The following is a 19,361-nucleotide window of genomic DNA, read 5'->3' on the forward strand; positions in this document are numbered from 1 at the left end:
ATGAGTGAGTCACCCGAACCGGTAACCGTGCGCATCGTTGACCGCGAGTATCGCGTGATGTGCACACCCGACCAGCGTCGCACTCTGATGGAGTCGGCGCTGTTTCTCGATCAGCAGATGCGCGAGATTCGCGATTCCGGCAAGGTCTCTTCGATGGACAAGATTGCCGTCATGGCGGCGCTCAACCTGGCCGAGGAAGTCCTCAGGCTGCGTCAGAATGTGCTCGACCGGCGTGACAAGGTGGACGCGCGAGTGCGCGATCTGGCTGATCGGCTTGATCGGGCTCTGGAGCAGGACTAGACTGGGAGTCAGGCGCTCTCTGCGGTGTTCGCCAGCAGGAACGTAATATGCCTTGTCCCTAATGAATGACCTCGGGATGGCGACTTTCCGGCTGGTGTGCAGTCCGCCAAAGGCGAATTGCCTGAAGGCTGGAAGAGCCAACCCACCTGAACCTTCGGTTCAAGGTCACCGACCTGCAGCGGCACAGGCGGAGAGCGCCGCTCCTGATCCCACCCCGGAGTCGATCGTTTCCGATTGATGTCTTCCGAAAACGGCCCACCCCGCAGCAAGGCCGAGTTGCGTCAGCACCTGATCGAGCGGCGCCGTACGCTGCCGCCCACGGTTCGAAGGTCCAGCGATGTCGCCATTGCGCAGGGCGTCGCCCAGTTGTGCGGACAGACGCGCTGTCAGCGCTTGGCAGCCTTCGTGGCTCACGGTGGTGAACCGGATCTGATGCCGGCCCTGGCGAACTTTCACGAAATCGGACACGAGGTCTTTCTGCCGGTGGTTCGCGATCGGCACATGCATTTCCGCCGTTGGCAGCCAGATGACGACATGGTGCCCAATCAATTCGGCATTCCAGAGCCTGTCGATGGCGAAAGTGTTGAACCCATGGCGCTCGAACTGGTGCTACTGCCGCTGGTCGGATTCGCGCCCGATGGGGCCCGCCTGGGTATGGGCGCCGGCTTCTACGACCGCGCCTTCGCATTTCGTCGCGAACGCATCGGTCGGCTGCCGCGGCTGGTCGGTGTGGCCTATTCGGTCCAGGAGGTCAATGCCCTGCCAATCGATGACTGGGACATCCCCCTCGACGGCGTCGTGACCGAGCGAGGCCTGCAATGGTTCAAGTAAACTTCACAGCCAACGCCTGACACTTCACATTTCACACTTCAAACTCAACCCATGAACTATTGGCTGATGAAATCCGAACCCGACGCCTTCGGCATCGACGACCTCGAGCGCGTCGGCATCGAACCCTGGGACGGCGTGCGCAATTACCAGGCACGCAATTTCATGCGTGACGACATGAAGGTTCGTGACAAGATCTTTTTCTACCACTCCAACTGCAAGGAGCCGGGAATCGTCGGCATCGCCGAGGTGGCGAGCAAACCCTATCCGGACCCGACGCAGTTCGATCCGGACTCCAAATACTACGACCCGAAGAGCGATCCTGACGACCCGCGCTGGATGCTGGTCGATGTGAAATTCAAGCGGCGAACCCGGCGCACCATCCCGTTGCGGGAAATTAAGCAGCACGCCGATGCGCTGGACGGGCTACAGTTGATCAAGCGTGGCAATCGCCTGTCGGTGATGCCGATTGACAAGCAGCATTGGGACTACCTTCTGGGAATGGAAAAGCTATGAGCCAACAACGACTGAAGATCGAAGTGGCGCGCGCAGCCCTGAAATACGTCGAGAACGGCATGACCCTCGGTGTGGGTACCGGCAGCACCGTCAATGCCTTCATCGACGAGCTGGCGTCCTCCGGCAAGCGCCCGGAGGCGGCCGTGTCCTCTTCGAAGGCGACCACTGAACGGCTGGAGGCGATCGGAGTACGAGTGATCGATCTGAATCACACCGACGATCTCGAGCTTTACATCGACGGCGCCGACGAGGTCGATGGCCACAAGCGCCTGATCAAGGGCGGAGGCGGAGCTTTGACTCGCGAGAAGATCATTGCCGCGGCCAGCCGCAAGTTCGTCTGCATTGTCGACGAGTCCAAGTGCGTGGACGTGCTTGGCGAGTTTCCGCTACCGGTAGAGGTCATTCCCATGGCCCGCGCGATGGTCGCGCGCAAGCTCGTCGGCCTGGGTGGCCGGCCGGAACTGCGCGAGGATTTCACGACCGACAACGGCAACCTGATCCTTGACGTGCGTAACCTGGACCTGGTCGATCCGGTCAAGGTCGAAACGGAGATCAACCAGATTCCGGGCGTGGTGACCTGCGGGCTTTTTGCCCGGCGCGGTGCTGACGTGGTGCTGGTGGCTACAGAGGGCGGCATCGACGAGCGTTGAGGCTTAGGAGCCTCTGAACAACTCTGCGGCTCAGGACATCACCAGGCGGTCACGCCCCTCGTTCTTGGCCTGGTAGAGCGCACGGTCGGCGCGGGCCAGCCACTGTGACCAGTTCTCTCCGGTAACAAGGGTGGCGGCGCCGGCCGAAAACCGCAGTGGGCCTTCCGGGCTGTCGACGCGACCGCTCAGACGCTCGTGCAGTTCGCGCAGGTTGGTCTGGGCCGTTTGCGGGTCCATGTCACGCAACAACACAACGAATTCTTCACCACCCAGGCGGTAGAGGCCATCCTCGGTTCGGAGTGTCTTGCGAACCATGGTCACGAACTGCTCGAGTACCTGATCGCCTGCCTCGTGCCCGTGGTTGTCGTTGATGTGCTTGAAGTGATCGAGATCGAGCACCATCAGGGTGCTGTCGCGGCGTGCCCGCCGATTTTCGGCAATGGCTCTTTCCAGGTCACGCTGAAGCAGCCGGCGATTGCCGGCACCGGTGAGCGGGTCGAGGGTGGCCAGTTGCGAGAGCATGCGCCGCTGGGCCTTGAGCTCATTGGTGAACACCAGGCTGAATCCCGAAATCAGCACGGCCACGGTAATCCAGCTGATGTGCTGCAGCAGATCGTCGAACAACCAGACATTGGCGGCCAGAATGACGGTCACCAGCAGATTCAGCACAATGGCCACGCTGCGTGGCAGTACCAGGAAGTTGATCCACAACACCAGGTAGGTCCAGAGCAGCCCATTGGGGCTGACCAGCAGCGCGCTCATCAGGCACGAGGCCGTGATGATCGACCCGAAGGCGATCAGCGCTTGTGGCTTGAAGCGCGGTATGCGACCGAGCAGGATCGTGCTGACAAGCAGTACGACGATAATCGCGTTGATCAGGGCGCCGAAGGGATCGCCGGTGAGAAACCGATAGACCACGAAGCCGAAGACGACCGCAACGGTCGTCCAGCCACAGTAGTTCATGACGGTGGTTTCTAGTCGAGCGGGCCCGAGTTCGTCGGGCCAATCGATGGACAAGCGGTGTCGGGGCCGCCTGTCGCCGTCTGAGTCCGGTCTATCCGGCACAAATACCCCCAAGAAATCGGCAAATGCTGCCAAATTGCATTATGTGATCTTTTGAATATGCCACAGGGCCGGAGCGAACGGCAAGCGGGCCGTTTAGAATGCAGCGTTGCATTCGATCAGCCGCGAGACTTCGCTTTCCCCCATGCCCGCAGCCTCTCCATATCTGCTTTGCGTCGCCCCGATGATGGACTGGACCGACCGCCACTGCCGGTATTTCCATCGTCTGCTTGCGCCAGAAGTGCGGCTCTACACCGAGATGGTGACCACCGGTGCGGTCATTCACGGGGATCGTGAGCGACTGCTGGGCTTTGATCCGGCCGAGCGCCCGGTTGCCCTGCAGCTTGGCGGCAGTGAACCGGATGAGCTGGCGCGGGCGGCGCGAATCGGCGCGGAATGCGGTTATGACGAGATCAATCTCAACGTGGGTTGCCCCTCCGACCGGGTGCAGAAGGGCCGATTTGGCGCCTGCCTGATGAAGGAGCCGGCGCTGGTTCGCGACTGCCTGGCCGCGATGCGCGCGGCCGTCGACGTGCCGGTGACGGTCAAGACACGGATCGGGGTCGATGAATTGGAGGGCGAAGACTTTCTGCTGGAATTCGTCGATACGGTGTCGGAAAGTGGTATCGACACGATCATCGTCCACGCGCGCAAGGCCTGGCTCCAGGGTCTGAGTCCGAAGGAAAATCGTGAAATTCCGCCCTTGGCCTATGAGCAGGTCCATGCGCTCAAGCGGCGCTTTCCGGAACTGAACGTCGTCCTCAATGGCGGCATCGTCACAATCGAGCAGGCACTAGAGCAACTCGAGCAGGTCGACGGCATCATGCTCGGCCGGGCCGCCTACCAGAATCCCTGGATCCTCGCCGAGCTGAGCGGCGCTCTGGGCTTGCCGAGTGCGGGTTCTCGCCACGCAGTGGTCGAAGCCATGCAAGCCTATGCCCGGCTGCATATCGAAGGCGGGGGTCGGCTCCATCACGTCGGGCGGCATATGCTCGGCCTGTTCCATGGCCAGCCGGGGGCGCGCTCGTGGCGTCGGATGCTCAGCCAGAACATGCACCGGGCAGATGCCGGGCCGGAATTGTTTTTCGATGCCCTGCCGGAGTGACCGGAACTGCGCTTGACCTAAAGCTCCGGCATACGCATATTGACCACCCTTTTACCGCAGTTCGGAGAATCTTGACCTTGATCGTTCGCAGCCCCCAGGAATTCCGTACCCAGATCGATGCCGGCTGGCTCAACAGCGACGGCCCGGCCGTGCCGCGTGCCGTGTTTCTCGTCGAGCCCAGCGGTTTTCGCATCTCGACCGAAACGGCGCGCGACAACGAGTACATGGAAGTCGATAGCGACGTCGATCCCGGGCGGGCGCTCGATCAGCACCGCCAGCTCAGCGAGCGCATTGGCGAATGCGGTATTCCCGTGGTGCGCTTTCCCGGCAAGCCAGAGACCCCCGACGACGTGTTTCCCAATAACGTCTTCGCGACCGCGCCGGGGCGGTTCATTCTCGGCGCCATGCGCTATCCCGGCCGTCAGCGCGAGGCCGAGCGCAAGGACATTCGCGCCTTCTTCACCGACCTGATGCGCTACGAGACGATCGATCTGTCCGGCCGCGGCCTGGTGGCTGAACTCACCGGTGCCTTGGTGCTCGATCGCGCACGCCGCATCGGTTTCTGCGGCATCACCCAGCGCGTTGACGAGTCCGGTTGCCGCGCCATGCACGAGGCCTTCGATCTGGCGCTGACCTTTCAGTTCGATCTCGACCCACACGAGTATCACACCAATGTGGTCATGGCCGTGCTGGCATCAAGGGCCCTGGTGATCTGTCCGGATGCCTTTGCCGACCCGGACGTGCCGCGGGCGATCGCCCATACCTATCCGAGCCACGTGCTCGAGATCACCTCCGAGGAAAAAGAAGCCTTCGCCGGTAACGTCATCGCACTTTCATTCCAGGATCTTTTCATGAGCCAGACGGCGATCGATGCCCTGGCACCTGAAAAGCTGAAGCAACTCGAGGACTGGGGCTTCGTCATCCACGGTATCGAGCTCGACGAGATCGAGAAAGCCGGCGGCAGCCTGAGATGCTGTGTGGCCGAGATCTTCTGAAGGAGTCCGGGATCAGGATTCAGGGGTCAGGGCGCAGGGTTCAGCACCGATTAATCCCCCCGCGCTAGAATCCCTGTGTCACCGACCGATAGACCGCCATGCACCGACTGCTCAAGAAGCTTCTGATTTCGCTCACCCTGGCCGCTGCGCTGGTGGCTTCGGCCTGGGCAATTACGCTCGAGGAGGCGGCGCGCAAGGTGGCCGAGAAATACGATGCCCGGGTGGTTTCGGCGCAAACGGTCGAGCAGCGCGGACGCCGCATTCACGTGATTCGCATCCTGACCCGCGATGGCGTCGTGCGCACCGTGCGCGTGCCTGCCGACGAGGACTGAGCCATGCGCATCCTGGTGGTCGAAGACGAAACCGAGCTGCGCGAACTGCTCGGCCGGGCGCTCAAGCGCCAGGGCCATGCCGTGGACCTGGCCGCCGATGGAATCGATGGCCTGCACCTGGCCACCGAGTATCCGATCGACCTGGCCATCATCGATCTGGGCCTGCCCGGTCAGAGCGGTCTGGAGATCGTCCGGCAGCTGCGCAAGCGAGAGCTTGACTATCCCGTGCTCATCCTGACCGCGCGATCCGACTGGCAGGACAAGGTCGAGGCGCTCGAACTGGGTGCCGACGACTACGTCACCAAGCCGTTTCGCATCGAGGAACTGATGGCGCGTATCAACGCCTTGCTGCGGCGCTCGGCCGGGCATGCCGCGCCCGAGGTGCGCATCGGCCCGCTGGAGGTCAACCTGTCGAGCCAGATCGTGCGCATGGCCGGCGAGACGCTGGAGCTGACTACCTTCGAGTACAAGGTGCTCGAGTACTTCATGCTCCATCCCGGGCAGGTGGTTTCCAAGATGGAACTCAACGAGCATCTCTACGACGAGGACGCCGACCCCGAAAGCAACGTGATCGAGGTGCTGATCGGCCGGCTGCGCCGCAAGCTCGACCCCGAAGGGGACTGGCAGCCGATCGAGACCCTGCGCGGCCGCGGATACCGCTTTCGCCAGGACGAAGACTGACCCGCGGCGTGATCTTCCGCTCCCGGTCATCGCCCTCGCTCCTGGTACGCCTGCTGCTGGGGGCAAGCCTGGCGCTGCTGATCGCCCTGGCCGTGGTCGGCATTGCCATCGACCGGGTGTTCACCAACGCCGCCGAGGCGAGTATGAAAGAGCGGCTCGAAGCCGTCGTCTACCTGATCCTCTCGACCGTGGAGGTCGACGCCGACGGGCAGCCGCGCGTGCCTGAATCCCTGGCGGAACCGCGGCTGAATCAGCCCGGGTCAACCCTGCACGGTGGCGCCATGACGCCAGCCGGCGAGTGGCGCTCACCCTCGCTGGTGGGCGTGAGGCCGGAACCGAATGCCCGCCTGATCGAGCGTGGCCGCGAACTGTTTCGCGGCATCGAGGCCGAAGGAAACTGGAACGTATTCGCCATCGGCCTGGGCTGGGAGCTGCCCGGCGGCGAGATCGTCGACCTGACCATCTGGGCGGCCGAAGACCCCAACCGGCTGCGCATGGAACTGGCCGGCTTTCGGACTGACCTGTGGCGCTGGCTGGGCCTGGCCGCGGTGCTGATCATCATCGGTCAGGTCGTCATCCTTTTTATCCTGCTGCGCCCGCTCCGGCGCGTGGCCATCGAGGTGGCCGAAATCGAGGCCGGTCGGCGGGAGCGGCTCGCAGGCCATTATCCGCGCGAGCTCCAGCCATTGACCGGAAACCTCAACGCCCTGCTGTCGTCCGAGCGCGACAATGCGCGCCGCTACTCGCGCGCCCTGGCCGACCTGGCGCATGCGCTCAAAACGCCGCTGGCCGTCATTCGGACACGCATCGAGTCGGCGCCCGAGGCGCCGGCCAGGCAACTGGGCGAGACCGTCGACGACATGGAACAGATCATCCGCCGACAGCTTGAACGCGCGCAGCGTTCGACCCGGCTGGCCTTGCCCGGCCTGGTTGCCGTGCGGCCGATTCTCGAGCGCACTGCCGAGTCGCTCGAGCGCCTCTATGCCGGTGATGAACTGGTCACGGAAGTGGTCGGTGATGCCGGCATCGCGGCGCGTATCGACGAACGCGACCTGTGGGAAATCTGCGGCAACCTGATGGAAAATGCCGCCAAGTACGGCAAAAGCCGACTGCGGGCAAGCGTCGCCGTTGGCGAGCCCGGGCCGCGCCGCCCCGGCGTCGTGCTCTGCATCGAAGACGACGGGCCGGGTATCGACCCGGACGAGTTCACGCGGCTGATCGAGCGCGGCCGTCGGGGCGATCAGCGCCGCGAGGGGCAGGGGCTGGGCCTGGCCATTGTGCAGGACCTGGTCGAGGCCAATGGCGGCCGTCTGGAAGTCTGCCGGAGCGAGCTCGGCGGGGCGGCCGTTCGGGTTATCCTGCCGCCACGATGAATGACACGACTCCGATGCAGCGACTGATCGCAATCATGGCCCGGCTGCGGGACCCCGAGCGCGGTTGTCCCTGGGACGTCGAGCAAACATTTCGGACCATCGCGCCCTACACCGTCGAAGAAGCCCACGAAGTGGCCGACGCCATCGAACGAGAAGACTTCAGCGATTTGCGCGACGAACTCGGCGACCTGCTCTTCCAGGTGGTCTTTCACGCCCGCATGGCCGAAGAGCAATCGATGTTTGGTTTCGATGAGGTGGCCCAGGCGATCGGCGACAAGCTTATTCGCCGCCACCCCCACGTTTTCGGCGATGCCGAGTTCGCCAGCGCCGAGGAGCAGACCGCCAACTGGGAAGAGATCAAGGCGGCCGAGCGGGCCGAGAAGGGCCAGGCCGACGAGAGCGCGCTCGACGGCGTCTCGCGTGGACTTCCGGCCCTGCGCCGCGCCGTAAAGCTGCAGAAGCGCGCTGCTCGCGTTGGCTTCGACTGGCCGGCAGCCGATCCGGTTTTCGACAAGCTTGCAGAGGAGGCCGACGAACTTCGTTCGGCCATTGCCAATGAAGACCGAGATAACATCGAAGAGGAAGTCGGCGATCTGTTCTTCGCCCTGACCAATCTCGCGCGCAAGCTCAACGTCGATCCGGGCAGCGCGCTCAGGCGTGGCAATCTCAAGTTCGAACGCCGCTTCCGGGCAATGGAGTCCCTGGCCCGTGAGCGCGGGCTTGATCTGAACGAAATGCCGCAGGAAGAGCAGGAAGTCCTGTACCGGGAAGTCAAGCAGCGCCTGTCGTAGGTGGGCGAATGGCCATGTCGGCAACGGTTTCTAAAACCGATCACTGGACACAACACGCTCGGCAATGGCAATTCGTCGGATCGCCGCTGCGCCCCGGAGCGGAGGACATCACGACTGCCGCCCGCTTCATCGAACGGCAGCATGCACGCGGCGGCCGCAGTGGGCTGCAATCGGTCTTGCTGGGCGTGACCCCGGAACTGGTCAGCATGGCCTGGCCATTGCATACCCGGCTGCTTGCAGTCGATCGCAGTCCGGGAATGATCCGGTCGGTGCTGCCCGGCCGCTCTGGCACTGATGTGGATGCCGTTTGCGGAAATTGGCTTGATCTGCCCCTGCCCGCCGCGAGTGTCGATTGCGTGGTGGGCGATGGCTGCTTTACCGTTCTCGAAAGTCTTGCGGCCCATCGTGCGCTGAGCAGGGAAGTTCGCCGCGTGCTCGATCGGGACGGTTTTTTCGTGATACGGCTGTTCGTACAGTTGCCGGAGCCTGAAAGTGTTGATCAGGTGTTTGATGAGTTGTCCGCCGGCGCCATCGGCAACTTTCATGTGTTCAAGTGGCGATTGGCGATGGCCCTGCAGAGAAGTCAGCAGTCCGGTGTCGGCGTACATGAGATCTGGCGGCGGTGGCAGCAGGCCGGGATTTCGGCGCAATCGCTATCGCAACGCACCGGCTGGGGGGTCGACGAGATCCGGACGATCGAGGCGTACCGCGATGCGCCGGCCCGTTACACGTTTCCGACGCTGGCGCAGGCTCGCGAGGTGTTGCACGCTGATTTTCGGGAACTGGCCTGCCATGTTCCGGACTATGAACTGGGGCAGCGGTGTCCAACGCTGCTCCTCGCACCCCTGGACTGATAGATCGGATCGTTGCTCCTGACATGCACGAGCAAGTGACCTTCTACTACGGTGGGCCCAATCGGCGCTCGGACCGGCCCGTCATCGAACGGGTACTTGTCGTGAATGGGGAGGAACTGGCTTGCTTTGCCGCATCGGATCGGGCGCAGTGGCAGGCACGACTGGGAGACTTGCACGAGGCCCTTGTAGCGGATGCCGCAGACCGGGTCAGGGCCATCGATTCGCTTTCCACTCCCGATCAACTGGCCCATCTCTACGCGCAGACCTGTATCAGCCTGCAGCGCGCTGCGGGACATCTCGTGCGGGTGACCGGACGCGTTGCAACGGCCGAGCCCAATCAGTGCCGGCCGTTTTTCGAGTACGAGGAAGAACAGACTGGAGCGCAGGGCGGCGAGATTGCGCTGCAAGCGCTCAATCTCGTCTTCAGTCAGCAGTGCCCGTCATGCCGGGACGATGGGACGGCTGAAACGGTGCCGGACGAGCTCAAGGCGCGCATCGACAATTTTCTGTCCGATTGCAGCAGGCGAGCCATGCCGGCCGACAGCCGGGCCATCCTCGAAGCGGCCGCGGAGCGGGGCATTCCCTGCCTGCGCATGGACCGACCGCCCTACGAACCCATCGAGGGCAGTTTCAGGCTGCGATACAACGGCCTGTTCCGCCTGGGCCATGGTCACCGCCAGCACACGGTGGACGGCACCTTTTGCGTCAGCCGGTCCGAATCGGTGTTCTCGCTGGTGCGAGATCGTTCCGCGTTGTTCGAGTGGCTGGCCGCGCAATCCGTTCCGCTGCCCGGAAACTCGCCGGGACAGTGGTGCCAGTCGGCCGTCCGGGCGGCCAAGGCCGCCGAAAGAATCGGTTATCCAGTGCGCTTGCGTGCCGGGCGTCGCGGCACAGTGCGACAGGCTCCTCGGCAACTAGCGGACCGCGATTCGGTGCTCCGGGCAGCCCAGTTCATGATTCAGTACACGCCCGGCCTGCTGGTTCAGGCCAGCGTACCCGGCACGGCTTTCCTGCTGGTTGTTGCCGGTTGCAGGTTGATCGCGGTATTCGAACGCAACGACGAAGGCGAAGAAACCTGGCGAACCGTCGATGACTTTCATGCGTCGCTGGAGACGCTTGCCATCGAGCTTGCCGAATCCCTGTCGGTGGGCCTGATGAGTGTCACCCTGGTTACGCCCGATATCAGGGTGCCGCTCGAACACAGCGGTGGCGCGGTCGTGGACGTGGAACTCGCGCCCCGGCTCGACCGGCTGTTCGAGCACGATGATCCGCGCCTGCACCGGGCTGCCGGCGCTTTCGTCGACTGGATCTTTCCCGATCCGGAGCAGTCGCGTATTCCCCTCATCGCGGTGACCGGTACCAACGGCAAGACCACGACATGCCGCTTTCTCGACCGCATTCTTGCCGCTGCGGGAATGACCTGCGGGCTGGCCTGTTCCGACGGTTCGTTCGTGGCGAGCCGCCAGATTTCGAATTACGAGGATGGCTTCCTGCCGGGTCATATCACTGTCCTCGACAATCCGGAGGTCGAGGCGGCCGTCCTGGAATCGACCCGCGGAGCGGCCGGTTCCACGGGCCTGGGTTTCGAACGCTGCGACGTCGCGATCTGTCTCAATGTGACCGCCGATCACCTCAACGACTTTGTCGGCGTGCGTACGGTCGAACAGCTGGCCGAGCTCAAACGCACGATCCTCGAGCGTGCCCGCCGCGCTGTCGTCCTGTGTGCCGACGACCCGCATTGCCGAAACATGATCCGCCATTTCGAGGACCGGACCATTGGCCTGGTATCGCTGACCCGGACAGCGGCGGAACTGACCGGGCTCGGCGGCGCCGCCTCGGCCGCTGGCGTGCTGGAAGAAGTAGACCATCGGCCCTGGCTCGTCATCCATCACCGCGGACAACGGATTCAGGTTGCGGCGGTTTCAGACATCCCCCTGGCCTTCGAGGGCGCGGCGGAACACAACGTTCTCAACGCTCTGCACGCGGCAGTGGCTGCGTACCTGACGGATATGCCGGTCAAGGCCATTGCCTGCGGTCTGTGCGCTCTCGAACCGGTCTATGAATCCGTACCGGGACGGCTGACCTTCTACCGCGAACTGCCGTTCGACGTGTGTATGGACTACGCGCACAACCCCGCCGGCGTGCAAACGCTGTGTGATTTTGTCGACAGGCTGCCGGTTGCTGGCCGCCGCATCCTGTGCTTTTCCTGCAGCAATGCCAACAGCAACGACTTCATTCGCGAAACCGGTGCGGCTGCGGCCGGGCGGTTCGATCACTACATCTGCAAGAATTTCAGCAAGTTGTTCGGCCGAGAACCGCACGAAGGGCCGCGATTGCTGAGCGAGGGCCTGGCGGCGGCCGGCGTTCCCCCTGATGCCATGACCTGTATCGAATCCGAGCCCGAGGCAATCGATGCCGCCCTGGCGATGGGCCGGCCAGGCGATCTCGTGGTCATCGTCGGCGGCAAGCGACGCGATGCGCTATGGGAGCAGATCCTCCGATGGAAAACCGAGACTTAAAGCAGGCGGCACGTTGAGTCTCGCCGGATTTCGAATTATCATAGCCGGCTTGCTTTGATCCGGGCCGTTAGCTCAATGGTAGAGCAGTAGGCTTTTAACCTATTGGTTGAAGGTTCGAGTCCTTCACGGCCCACCATTCCCTCCCGGCGTGCCCATGATGCAGTCACGCATCCCGCAGAGCTCGCAGAGCGGACCGCACCGGCGGCTCGACGAAACCGTCCTGCGCCACTTGCGTCATCATTGGCGTTCGCCCGTTCACGACTACAGCCGCGGCGCCTTCGCCGAACTGGCCGAGTGGATCGATTCCGAACGTCCGCTGGTACTGGATTCCGGTTGTGGCACCGGTGCCTCGACCAAAGCGCTCGCGGCCAGGCACCCCGACTGTCGAGTGATCGGCGTCGACAAGAGTGCCGCCAGGCTGGGCCGAGCGCCCGAACTGCCTGACAACGCCCGCCTGATCCGCGCCGACTTGCCCGATCTATGGCGGCTGATGGGCGAAAGGGGCCGGCGAGTGGCGCATCACTACCTGCTCTACCCCAATCCCTGGCCCAAGGCGGTGCATCTGATGCGCCGCTGGCACGGCCATCCCGTATTCCCCGACCTGCTGGCACTGGCCGGTCGGCTGGTGTTGCGCAGCAACCATGCCCTGTACATCGAGGAATTTGCTCGCGCACTGTCCCTGGCCGGAGTCATCGACGTGAAAGTGGTATCTTTTGAGACCGACGATCCGGTCAGCCCGTTCGAGCGCAAGTACCTGGCCAGCGGGCACCGGCTGTTTCAACTTACGGCAGAACTGGAGTGAAGATCATGAATGCACTGCGTACAGGCAGTTTGGCGATTTCGGCCTTGTTGCTGGCCGCCCCGGCCCTGGCCGACGACAAGCTCAGGAACGTGATCGAAAGCGACGAGCGGCCGGCGGCGGAAGCCGAACGGGACCAGTACCGCAATCCGTACGAGACGCTGACCTTCTTCGGCATCGAGCCGGACATGACGGTGATCGAGATTTCCCCGGCGGGTGGCTGGTATACCGAGATTCTCGGGCCCTATCTGGCCGAGGAGGGCAAGCTCGTTGCCGCTCACTGGAACATGGAGGCGGACGAACTGCCAAGCTACTACGAACCGGGCATGGCCAAGTACAAGGAGCGCATTTCCGCCGAACGCTTCGGCGAGGTGGAGATTATCGCTTTCGACCCGCCCGAAATGGTGAACCTGGGCGAGCCCGGATCGGCCGACATGGTGCTGACCTTCCGCAACGTGCACAGCTACGCCGGCGATGACAGCTTCCGCGACGTGGCCAAGGCCGCTTTCGAAGTGCTCAAGCCCGGCGGCGTGTTCGGCGTGGTCGGCCATCGCGCGCCAGAGGATGCGGAACACGATCCGCGTACCGGCTACATCAAGCAAAGCTGGGTCGTGGGCATCGTCGAGTCCTCCGGTTTCGTGCTGGAAGAAGCCGGTGAGGTCAACGCCAACCCGGACGACACCGCCGACCACCCCAATGGCGTCTGGACTCTTCCGCCTAGCCTCAACGTGCCCGAAGGCGAAGACGAGGAAAAGTACCGTCAGATCGGTGAAAGCGACCGTTTCACGCTGAAATTCGTCAAACGTTAATTCGCTCGCTGCAAGAGCGAATTAACGTCCCGGCCGCAGCGTAGCGGAGAGCCGGGGCCTGCACCTTCCAGGTGGCTATGAGTCAGGTTTTGCCACTGCTCACCGTGCGAGATCCCGGCTCAAGGCCGGGATGACAGGAGGCCGGTGCGAGATCCCGGCTCAATGCTGCGATGACAGAGGGCAGGTGCGGGATCCCGGCTCAAGGCCGGGTTGACTGAAGCGTGCGTGCTAGCCTTGGGCTCAGCCCGGACTGGAAACGGAGTCAAGCGCCATGAACATTCGTCCCGTTCTGACCCTGGATGAAGCGGCCGAAGTGCTGCGCGTTTCAACGGCCGATATCGAGGCCGAAATCGCCGCCGGCCGGTTGGCCGAAGTGGGTATCGGGCGTTGCCGGCGCATTCTCAGGCGTGATCTTGATGGCTTCGTCCGCACGCAGGGCAGTCGCGGGCTGCCTTGGCAGTTCCCCTGGCGGGCGGCCGTTGCGGTAACCGCCCTTTGCGCCGGTCTGGCCTGGGCGGTGGCCGATTTTCCCTTCCCGCACTGGGCGCATATCGAGATCGGACCGCAGGAAGCATTGTTCGTCGACGATCAGGCGGCCGGGAGCGCCGACCCGGAACAGTTCATGCCAATCAATGCACCGCTGGACTACCGCCGTTACAACAACGCACCCAATCCCGGCGACACCGGCTACACGCACACGCTGATGAGCCTGCAGCAACACAACGACGTGCCGCCGGATACCACCTCATATCCGCTGGCCTTCTTCGTCAACCTCGATACCAATCATGATCGCGGTGATGCGGTCGGCAGCATCGTCAATCTGCGCAAGCGTGGCGCGGGCTGGGCGGCCGCCTACCACGCCGACGTGTTTGCCTACGGCTCGGGTGCCGCCATCGGCAGCAATATCGAAACCTACGACATGGGAGACGAGCGTTCCTATCTGATCGGCCTGAACGTTCAGAACAAGGCCTACACGGGCAGCGCCGGGCTGCAGGTCCAGACCGGCCCCCTTTCCGATGACCACCGATGGTGGGCACCCGGCATGGACGGCAGCTGGATGGCCGGTCTGCGCCTGGCCGGGCAGCCGGGCGCCGGCTACTACGACACCGGCATCGAATTCGACCGACACACCCACGGCCGGCGCGGGCTCTGGATGAGGGGCCAGTTCGATGTCGGCCTCGATCTCGGCACCAACTCCATTCGCATGGCCGGCGGCGTGCCGCTGGAACTGGACGGCAGAGCGGGTATCGCCCTGCGCCACAACCCCGACCTGGATCGAATCGAATTCCTGCAGGACGGGGAAGTGATTGCCTGGCTGGATACGGCAGCTCGCGGGGTCAACCTGACGCATTAATCCGGTTCTGCTGCCACGAACTGTGGCAGCCGTAGGCGTCATCGGCGACAATTCGTCGCCATGAGTGAAATCAAACCCGTAACCGGCGACTTCGAACAGCAACCCCTGCGCACCTACGCCGAGCGCGCCTACCTCGACTACGCAATGTATGTCGTGCTTGACCGCGCCCTGCCCAACTTGTGCGACGGCCTCAAGCCCGTGCAGCGGCGCATCGTCTACGCCATGAGCGAGCTGGGGCTTTCGGCAGCTTCCAAGCACAAGAAGTCGGCCCGAACGGTCGGCGATGTGATCGGTAAATTCCATCCTCACGGCGACTCGGCCTGCTATGAGGCCATGGTGCTGATGGCTCAGCCCTTTTCCTATCGCTATCCGCTGGTCGACGGGCAGGGCAACTTCGGCTCGCCCGACGATCCCAAGTCCTTTGCGGCCATGCGCTATACCGAGTCGCGTCTGGCGCCCTACGCGAAGAACCTGCTGGCCGAACTGGGGCAGGGCACGGTCGAGTGGGTGCCCAACTTCGACGGCACGTTGAAAGAACCCAAGTTGCTGCCCGCCCGTCTGCCCAACGTGCTCTTGAACGGCGGCCAGGGGATCGCCGTGGGCATGGCCACCGATATTCCCCCGCACAACCTGCGTGAGGTGGTCTCGGCCTGCATTCGCCTGCTCGAGGCGCCGAAGAAGACCACCGTGGCCGAGTTGTGTGAGCACATCCCGGCACCTGACTTTCCCGGTGGGCCGGAAATCATCAGCTCGAGAGAGGAGTTGCTCAACCTCTACGAAACCGGCTCCGGCGGCATCCGCCAGCGCGCCAGGTGGGAGCGGGAAGGTGAGGAAATCATCATCACGGCCCTGCCGCACCAGGCCTCGCCGGCCAAGGTGCTCGAGCAGATCGCCGGGCAGATGCAGGCCAAGAAGCTGCCCTGGGTTACCGACCTGCGCGACGAGTCCGACCACGAGCATCCCACCCGCCTGGTCATCGTGCCGCGCAGCAACCGGGTCGACCTCGATCAGCTCATGGATCACCTGTTCGCGACCACCGACCTGGAAAAGAGCGCACGCATGAACCTCAACGTCATCGGCCTCAACGGCCGGCCCGGCGTGCGCAATCTCAAGGACCTGTTGATCGAGTGGCTCGAATTCCGGCGTCAGACCGTCACCCGGCGCCTGGAGCACCGTCTCGACCAGGTGGTCGATCGCCTGCATATTCTCGACGGCCTGTTGATCGCCTACCTCAACATCGACGAGGTCATTCACATCATTCGCAGCGAGGACGAGCCCAAACCCGTCCTGATGGAACGCTTCGGCCTGACCGGCACCCAGGCGGAAGCCATCCTCGAACTCAAGCTACGCAACCTGGCCAAGCTCGAGGAAATGAAGATCCAGGGCGAAAAGGACAAACTCGAGGACGAGCGCAAGCAGATCGAGGAGATCCTCGATTCGCCCAAGAAACTCACTCGCCTGATTCGCGACGAACTGCTCGAAGACGCCGAGGCCTACGGCGACGAACGCCGTTCCCAGATCGTCGAACGTGCCGCCGCCCAGGCCCTGAAGGAAACCGACCTGGTTCCATCCGAGCCGGTCACCGTGGTGCTGAGCGACAACGGCTGGGTGCGCGCCGCCAAGGGCCACGATATCAAGCCCGAGGAACTCAACTATCGCGCCGGCGACGAGTTCCTGGCCGCCGTCCGTGGCCGTAGCACGCAGACGGCCTGCTTCCTCGATTCCACCGGCCGCAGCTATTCATTGATCGCCCACGAGCTGCCCTCGGCTCGCAGCCTGGGTGAACCACTGACCGGCCGTTTCAGTCCGAAGTCCGATGCTGTCTTCCGCAGCCTGGCCATCGGCGCACCCGAAGAACGCGTGCTGCTGGCCAGTGACGCCGGCTATGGTTTCGTCACCCAGCTGGAAAACCTGCACACCCGCCAGAAGGCCGGCAAGCAGATGCTCACCGTGCCGGCCGGTTCGGACGTGCTGCCCATCGCGCCGGTGACCGAAGACGAGGAAGCCGTGATCGTCTGCGCTACCAGCGAGGGCTACCTGCTGGCCTTCTACCTGTCCGAAGTGCCTGAACTGTCCAAGGGCAAGGGCAACAAGTTGATCAATATCCCGCCCAAGGCGAAAAAGGCCGGCGAGAAGATGGCCGGCGCCATCGTCATCGCCGCCGGCGAAGACTGCCTGGTGTGGGCCGGTCAGCGCTACCTGCGGCTTGGCTGGAACGACACCGAAAACTACTGGGGCGAGCGCGCCCAGCGCGGCAAGAAGCTACCGCGGGGTTTCCAGAAGGTGACGAGGCTGACGCTGGCGGATTAAGACAACCTACTGAGAGATCACACCTAGATCACTGATCCCCGGCTTCGATCTCCAACAACAATGCATCTGCTTCCACAATGTCATCGGCGCTAACGGCGATCTGGGAGACGGCCCCATCCATCGGCGCCTTGATCGCCAGTTCCATCTTCATCGCTTCCATGATCAGCAGGGTTTCACCTTCGCTGACGGCCTGGCCGGGTTCGACGCGGATCTCGAGGATCTTGCCGGGCATGGGGGCGAGCAGGCGGCCGTCGCTGGCGCTGCTGTCGACCGCGGCTTCGAAGCGGGCGTGGCGAATGACGGGCCAGCGGCGCCTGTCGAGGCAGACCTCCAGGCGGTGTTCGCCGGCGGCGTGGATCTGCGCTCGGCGCGCCTGGCCGTCCAGGGTCAGGCTGAACTCGGTGCCGGATAACTGTTGGATGCGGACCGGGTGGGTCTCACCGTCGATCTGCAAGCGATAGTCGCCAGCAAATCCGGTCGCCTCGACGGTGAGGCGCTGGTCTGCGCTCTCGATATCGAGTGAACGCGTGGCCGGCTCCCCCAGGCGCCAGCTATCGCATGTGTCCCAGGGCGTATTCCCGGTCGCATGTGACTCCTGCATCAGCAGCCAGCGGCCGGCGGCCGCCGCCAGGGTGTCCAGCGGTGGTTCGCCGGCGTCCAGGATGGTTGCAAGCTCGCGATCGAGCAGGCCGGTATCGATGGCCGCATCCGTGAACACCTGCGAGCCGGCCAGGGCCTGGAGAAACCCCAGGTTGGTGGTCGGGCCGGCGATGAAGCTGGCGGCGAGGGCCTGGTTGAGGCGCGCCAGGCAGGCCTCGCGGGTGCTGTCGTGGACGATCAGTTTGGCGATCATCGGGTCGTAGTGCATGCTGACCTCGTCGCCAGTGTCCACGCCTGAGTCGACGCGCACCCGACTGCTCTCGGGTAGCACCAGCGCATCGATTCGTCCGGTCGAGGGCACGAAACCCTGATCGGGATCCTCGGCGTAGATGCGCGCTTCCATGGCGTGGCCGGTCGCGCGGATGTCGTCCTGTTTGAGGGGGAGTTCCTCGCCCGCGGCGACGCGGAGCTGCCATTCGACCAGGTCGAGGCCAGTGATGCATTCGGTCACCGGGTGCTCGACCTGCAGGCGCGTGTTCATTTCCAGGAAGAAGAACTCGTCGCCGTCGACCAGGAACTCGACCGTGCCGGCACCGACGTAGTCGACAGCCTCGGCCGCGCGCACGGCGGCGGCCAGCAGGCTCTGGCGAACCTCGTCGTCGAGCCTGGCGGCCGGGGCTTCCTCGATGATCTTCTGGTGGCGGCGCTGGCTGGAGCAGTCGCGCTCGAACAGGTGCACGGTGTTGCCGTGGGTATCGGCGAATACCTGCGCTTCGATATGGCGGGGGGTGGGCAGGTAGCGCTCGATGATCATGCGCTCGTCGCCAAAGGCACCGGAGGCCTCGCGCCGGGCGGCCTTCAGTGCTTCGTCAAAGTCGTCTTTGGAATGCACCACACGCATGCCCTTGCCGCCGCCGCCGGCCGCCGCTTTCAGCATCAGCGGAAAGCCGACGCGTTCGGCTTCTTCCAGAAGCGTGTCGTCGTCCTGGTCGTCGCCGTGGTAGCCGGGAATCAGCGGCACCTCGGCGGCTTCCATCTTCGCTTTGGCTGCAGCCTTGGAGCCCATCAGGTCCATGGTTTCCGGGGACGGCCCGATCAGGATGAGATCGGCATCGCGAAGCTTGCGGGCAAAGCGGGCATTTTCGGCCAGGAAGCCGTAGCCGGGATGAATGGCTTCAGCGCCTGTGTCCTTCGCTGCCTGGATGATGCGATCGATGTCCAGGTAGGACTCGCGTGCCGCCGCGGCCCCGATATGCACGGCCCGGTCGGCCAGGCGCACGTGCCGTGCATTGGCGTCGGCATCGGAATAGACGGCCACGGTCTCCACACCCAGGCGGCGACAGGTGGCAATGATGCGGCAGGCGATCTCGCCTCTGTTGGCAATCAGGACGGTCTTGAACATGGTCACCCAATAATAAAATTGTCCACAGATGAACACAGATGAACACAGATAAAAGAAAAGTCCTGGTAAGGGCGCTGGAGC

At 63.6% G+C, this 19,361-nt stretch carries 18 protein-coding genes, 1 tRNA gene and 1 other RNA gene; 18 read left to right on the forward strand and 2 right to left on the reverse strand.

Annotated elements, in window-relative coordinates; translation table 11 throughout:
* The 5 genes from G4Y73_RS03605 (at window position 1) to rpiA (ending at window position 2,294) form a co-directional block, all read left to right on the forward strand.
* A complete protein-coding gene (locus G4Y73_RS03605; RefSeq protein WP_164229503.1) occupies window positions 1–300 on the forward strand; it encodes a cell division protein ZapA in 300 nt (99 codons plus the stop codon).
* 13 nt (window positions 301–313) lie between these two features.
* Window positions 314–498, forward strand: a non-coding RNA gene (gene ssrS, locus G4Y73_RS03610) — 6S RNA.
* Between the two features lie 39 nt (window positions 499–537).
* Window positions 538–1,131 carry a 5-formyltetrahydrofolate cyclo-ligase gene (locus G4Y73_RS03615; protein WP_164229505.1) on the forward strand — a complete coding sequence of 198 codons (594 nt, stop codon included), beginning with the start codon at window positions 538–540 and terminating at the stop codon, window positions 1,129–1,131.
* A gap of 51 nt (window positions 1,132–1,182) precedes the next feature.
* Window positions 1,183–1,644 (forward strand): EVE domain-containing protein, encoded by a 462-nt coding sequence (locus tag G4Y73_RS03620; RefSeq protein ID WP_164229507.1) that lies wholly within the window; start codon window positions 1,183–1,185, stop codon window positions 1,642–1,644.
* Window positions 1,641–2,294, forward strand: coding sequence for a ribose-5-phosphate isomerase RpiA (gene rpiA / locus G4Y73_RS03625; protein ID WP_164229509.1), 654 nt, complete (start codon window positions 1,641–1,643; stop codon window positions 2,292–2,294). The genes G4Y73_RS03620 and rpiA overlap by 4 nt, the downstream gene beginning before the upstream one ends.
* Window positions 2,295–2,324: 30 nt before the next feature.
* Here rpiA and G4Y73_RS03630 read toward each other — a convergent pair whose 3' ends face one another.
* Entirely contained in the window at window positions 2,325–3,311 is a 987-nt protein-coding gene (locus G4Y73_RS03630) for a GGDEF domain-containing protein (protein ID WP_164229517.1), read from the reverse strand.
* Window positions 3,312–3,501: 190 nt separating this feature from the next.
* Here G4Y73_RS03630 and dusA point away from each other — a divergent pair, with 190 nt between their 5' ends.
* The 13 genes from dusA to parC all read left to right on the forward strand — a co-directional run bounded on the left by dusA (window position 3,502) and on the right by parC (window position 17,278).
* Entirely contained in the window at window positions 3,502–4,461 is a 960-nt protein-coding gene (dusA, locus tag G4Y73_RS03635; protein ID WP_164229520.1) for a tRNA dihydrouridine(20/20a) synthase DusA, read from the forward strand.
* 71 nt (window positions 4,462–4,532) lie between these two features.
* Complete coding sequence (locus G4Y73_RS03640) at window positions 4,533–5,456, forward strand: arginine deiminase-related protein (RefSeq protein WP_164229522.1); 924 nt, start codon at window positions 4,533–4,535, stop codon at window positions 5,454–5,456.
* 98 nt (window positions 5,457–5,554) lie between these two features.
* A complete protein-coding gene (locus G4Y73_RS03645; RefSeq protein WP_164229524.1) occupies window positions 5,555–5,788 on the forward strand; it encodes a hypothetical protein in 234 nt (77 codons plus the stop codon).
* A gap of 3 nt (window positions 5,789–5,791) precedes the next feature.
* Entirely contained in the window at window positions 5,792–6,469 is a 678-nt protein-coding gene (locus G4Y73_RS03650; protein ID WP_164229526.1) for a response regulator transcription factor, read from the forward strand.
* Between the two features lie 8 nt (window positions 6,470–6,477).
* Window positions 6,478–7,842 carry an ATP-binding protein gene (locus G4Y73_RS14245; RefSeq protein ID WP_164229528.1) on the forward strand — a complete coding sequence of 455 codons (1,365 nt, stop codon included), beginning with the start codon at window positions 6,478–6,480 and terminating at the stop codon, window positions 7,840–7,842.
* A complete protein-coding gene (gene mazG, locus G4Y73_RS03660; protein ID WP_164229530.1) occupies window positions 7,839–8,633 on the forward strand; it encodes a nucleoside triphosphate pyrophosphohydrolase in 795 nt (264 codons plus the stop codon). Before G4Y73_RS14245 ends, mazG begins: the two co-directional genes overlap by 4 nt.
* A gap of 14 nt (window positions 8,634–8,647) precedes the next feature.
* A complete protein-coding gene (locus G4Y73_RS03665) occupies window positions 8,648–9,487 on the forward strand; it encodes a class I SAM-dependent methyltransferase (RefSeq protein ID WP_164229532.1) in 840 nt (279 codons plus the stop codon).
* A gap of 23 nt (window positions 9,488–9,510) precedes the next feature.
* Complete coding sequence (locus G4Y73_RS03670) at window positions 9,511–12,006, forward strand: Mur ligase family protein (protein ID WP_164229534.1); 2,496 nt, start codon at window positions 9,511–9,513, stop codon at window positions 12,004–12,006.
* Window positions 12,007–12,067: 61 nt separating this feature from the next.
* A tRNA-Lys gene (locus tag G4Y73_RS03675) sits at window positions 12,068–12,142 on the forward strand.
* Between the two features lie 18 nt (window positions 12,143–12,160).
* Window positions 12,161–12,808: a methyltransferase domain-containing protein gene (locus G4Y73_RS03680; RefSeq protein WP_164229536.1), complete on the forward strand. Its 648-nt coding sequence runs from the start codon at window positions 12,161–12,163 to the stop codon at window positions 12,806–12,808.
* A 5-nt stretch (window positions 12,809–12,813) separates the two neighbouring features.
* Window positions 12,814–13,614 (forward strand): class I SAM-dependent methyltransferase, encoded by an 801-nt coding sequence (locus tag G4Y73_RS03685; protein ID WP_164229538.1) that lies wholly within the window; start codon window positions 12,814–12,816, stop codon window positions 13,612–13,614.
* A 271-nt stretch (window positions 13,615–13,885) separates the two neighbouring features.
* The gene (locus G4Y73_RS03690; protein WP_164229541.1) at window positions 13,886–14,968 is read left to right on the forward strand and encodes a helix-turn-helix domain-containing protein; all 1,083 of its coding nucleotides are present in this window, start codon (window positions 13,886–13,888) and stop codon (window positions 14,966–14,968) included.
* A gap of 60 nt (window positions 14,969–15,028) precedes the next feature.
* Window positions 15,029–17,278: a DNA topoisomerase IV subunit A gene (gene parC, locus G4Y73_RS03695; protein ID WP_164229543.1), complete on the forward strand. Its 2,250-nt coding sequence runs from the start codon at window positions 15,029–15,031 to the stop codon at window positions 17,276–17,278.
* A gap of 28 nt (window positions 17,279–17,306) precedes the next feature.
* On the opposite strand, the gene G4Y73_RS03700 is transcribed toward parC, so the two are convergent.
* Window positions 17,307–19,280 (reverse strand): acetyl-CoA carboxylase biotin carboxylase subunit, encoded by a 1,974-nt coding sequence (locus G4Y73_RS03700; RefSeq protein ID WP_164229545.1) that lies wholly within the window; start codon window positions 19,278–19,280, stop codon window positions 17,307–17,309.
* Window positions 19,281–19,361 lie beyond the last annotated feature (81 nt).

Origin of the sequence: Wenzhouxiangella sp. XN201 (assembly GCF_011008905.1) — a bacterium.
Lineage (GTDB): Bacteria > Pseudomonadota > Gammaproteobacteria > Xanthomonadales > Wenzhouxiangellaceae > Wenzhouxiangella.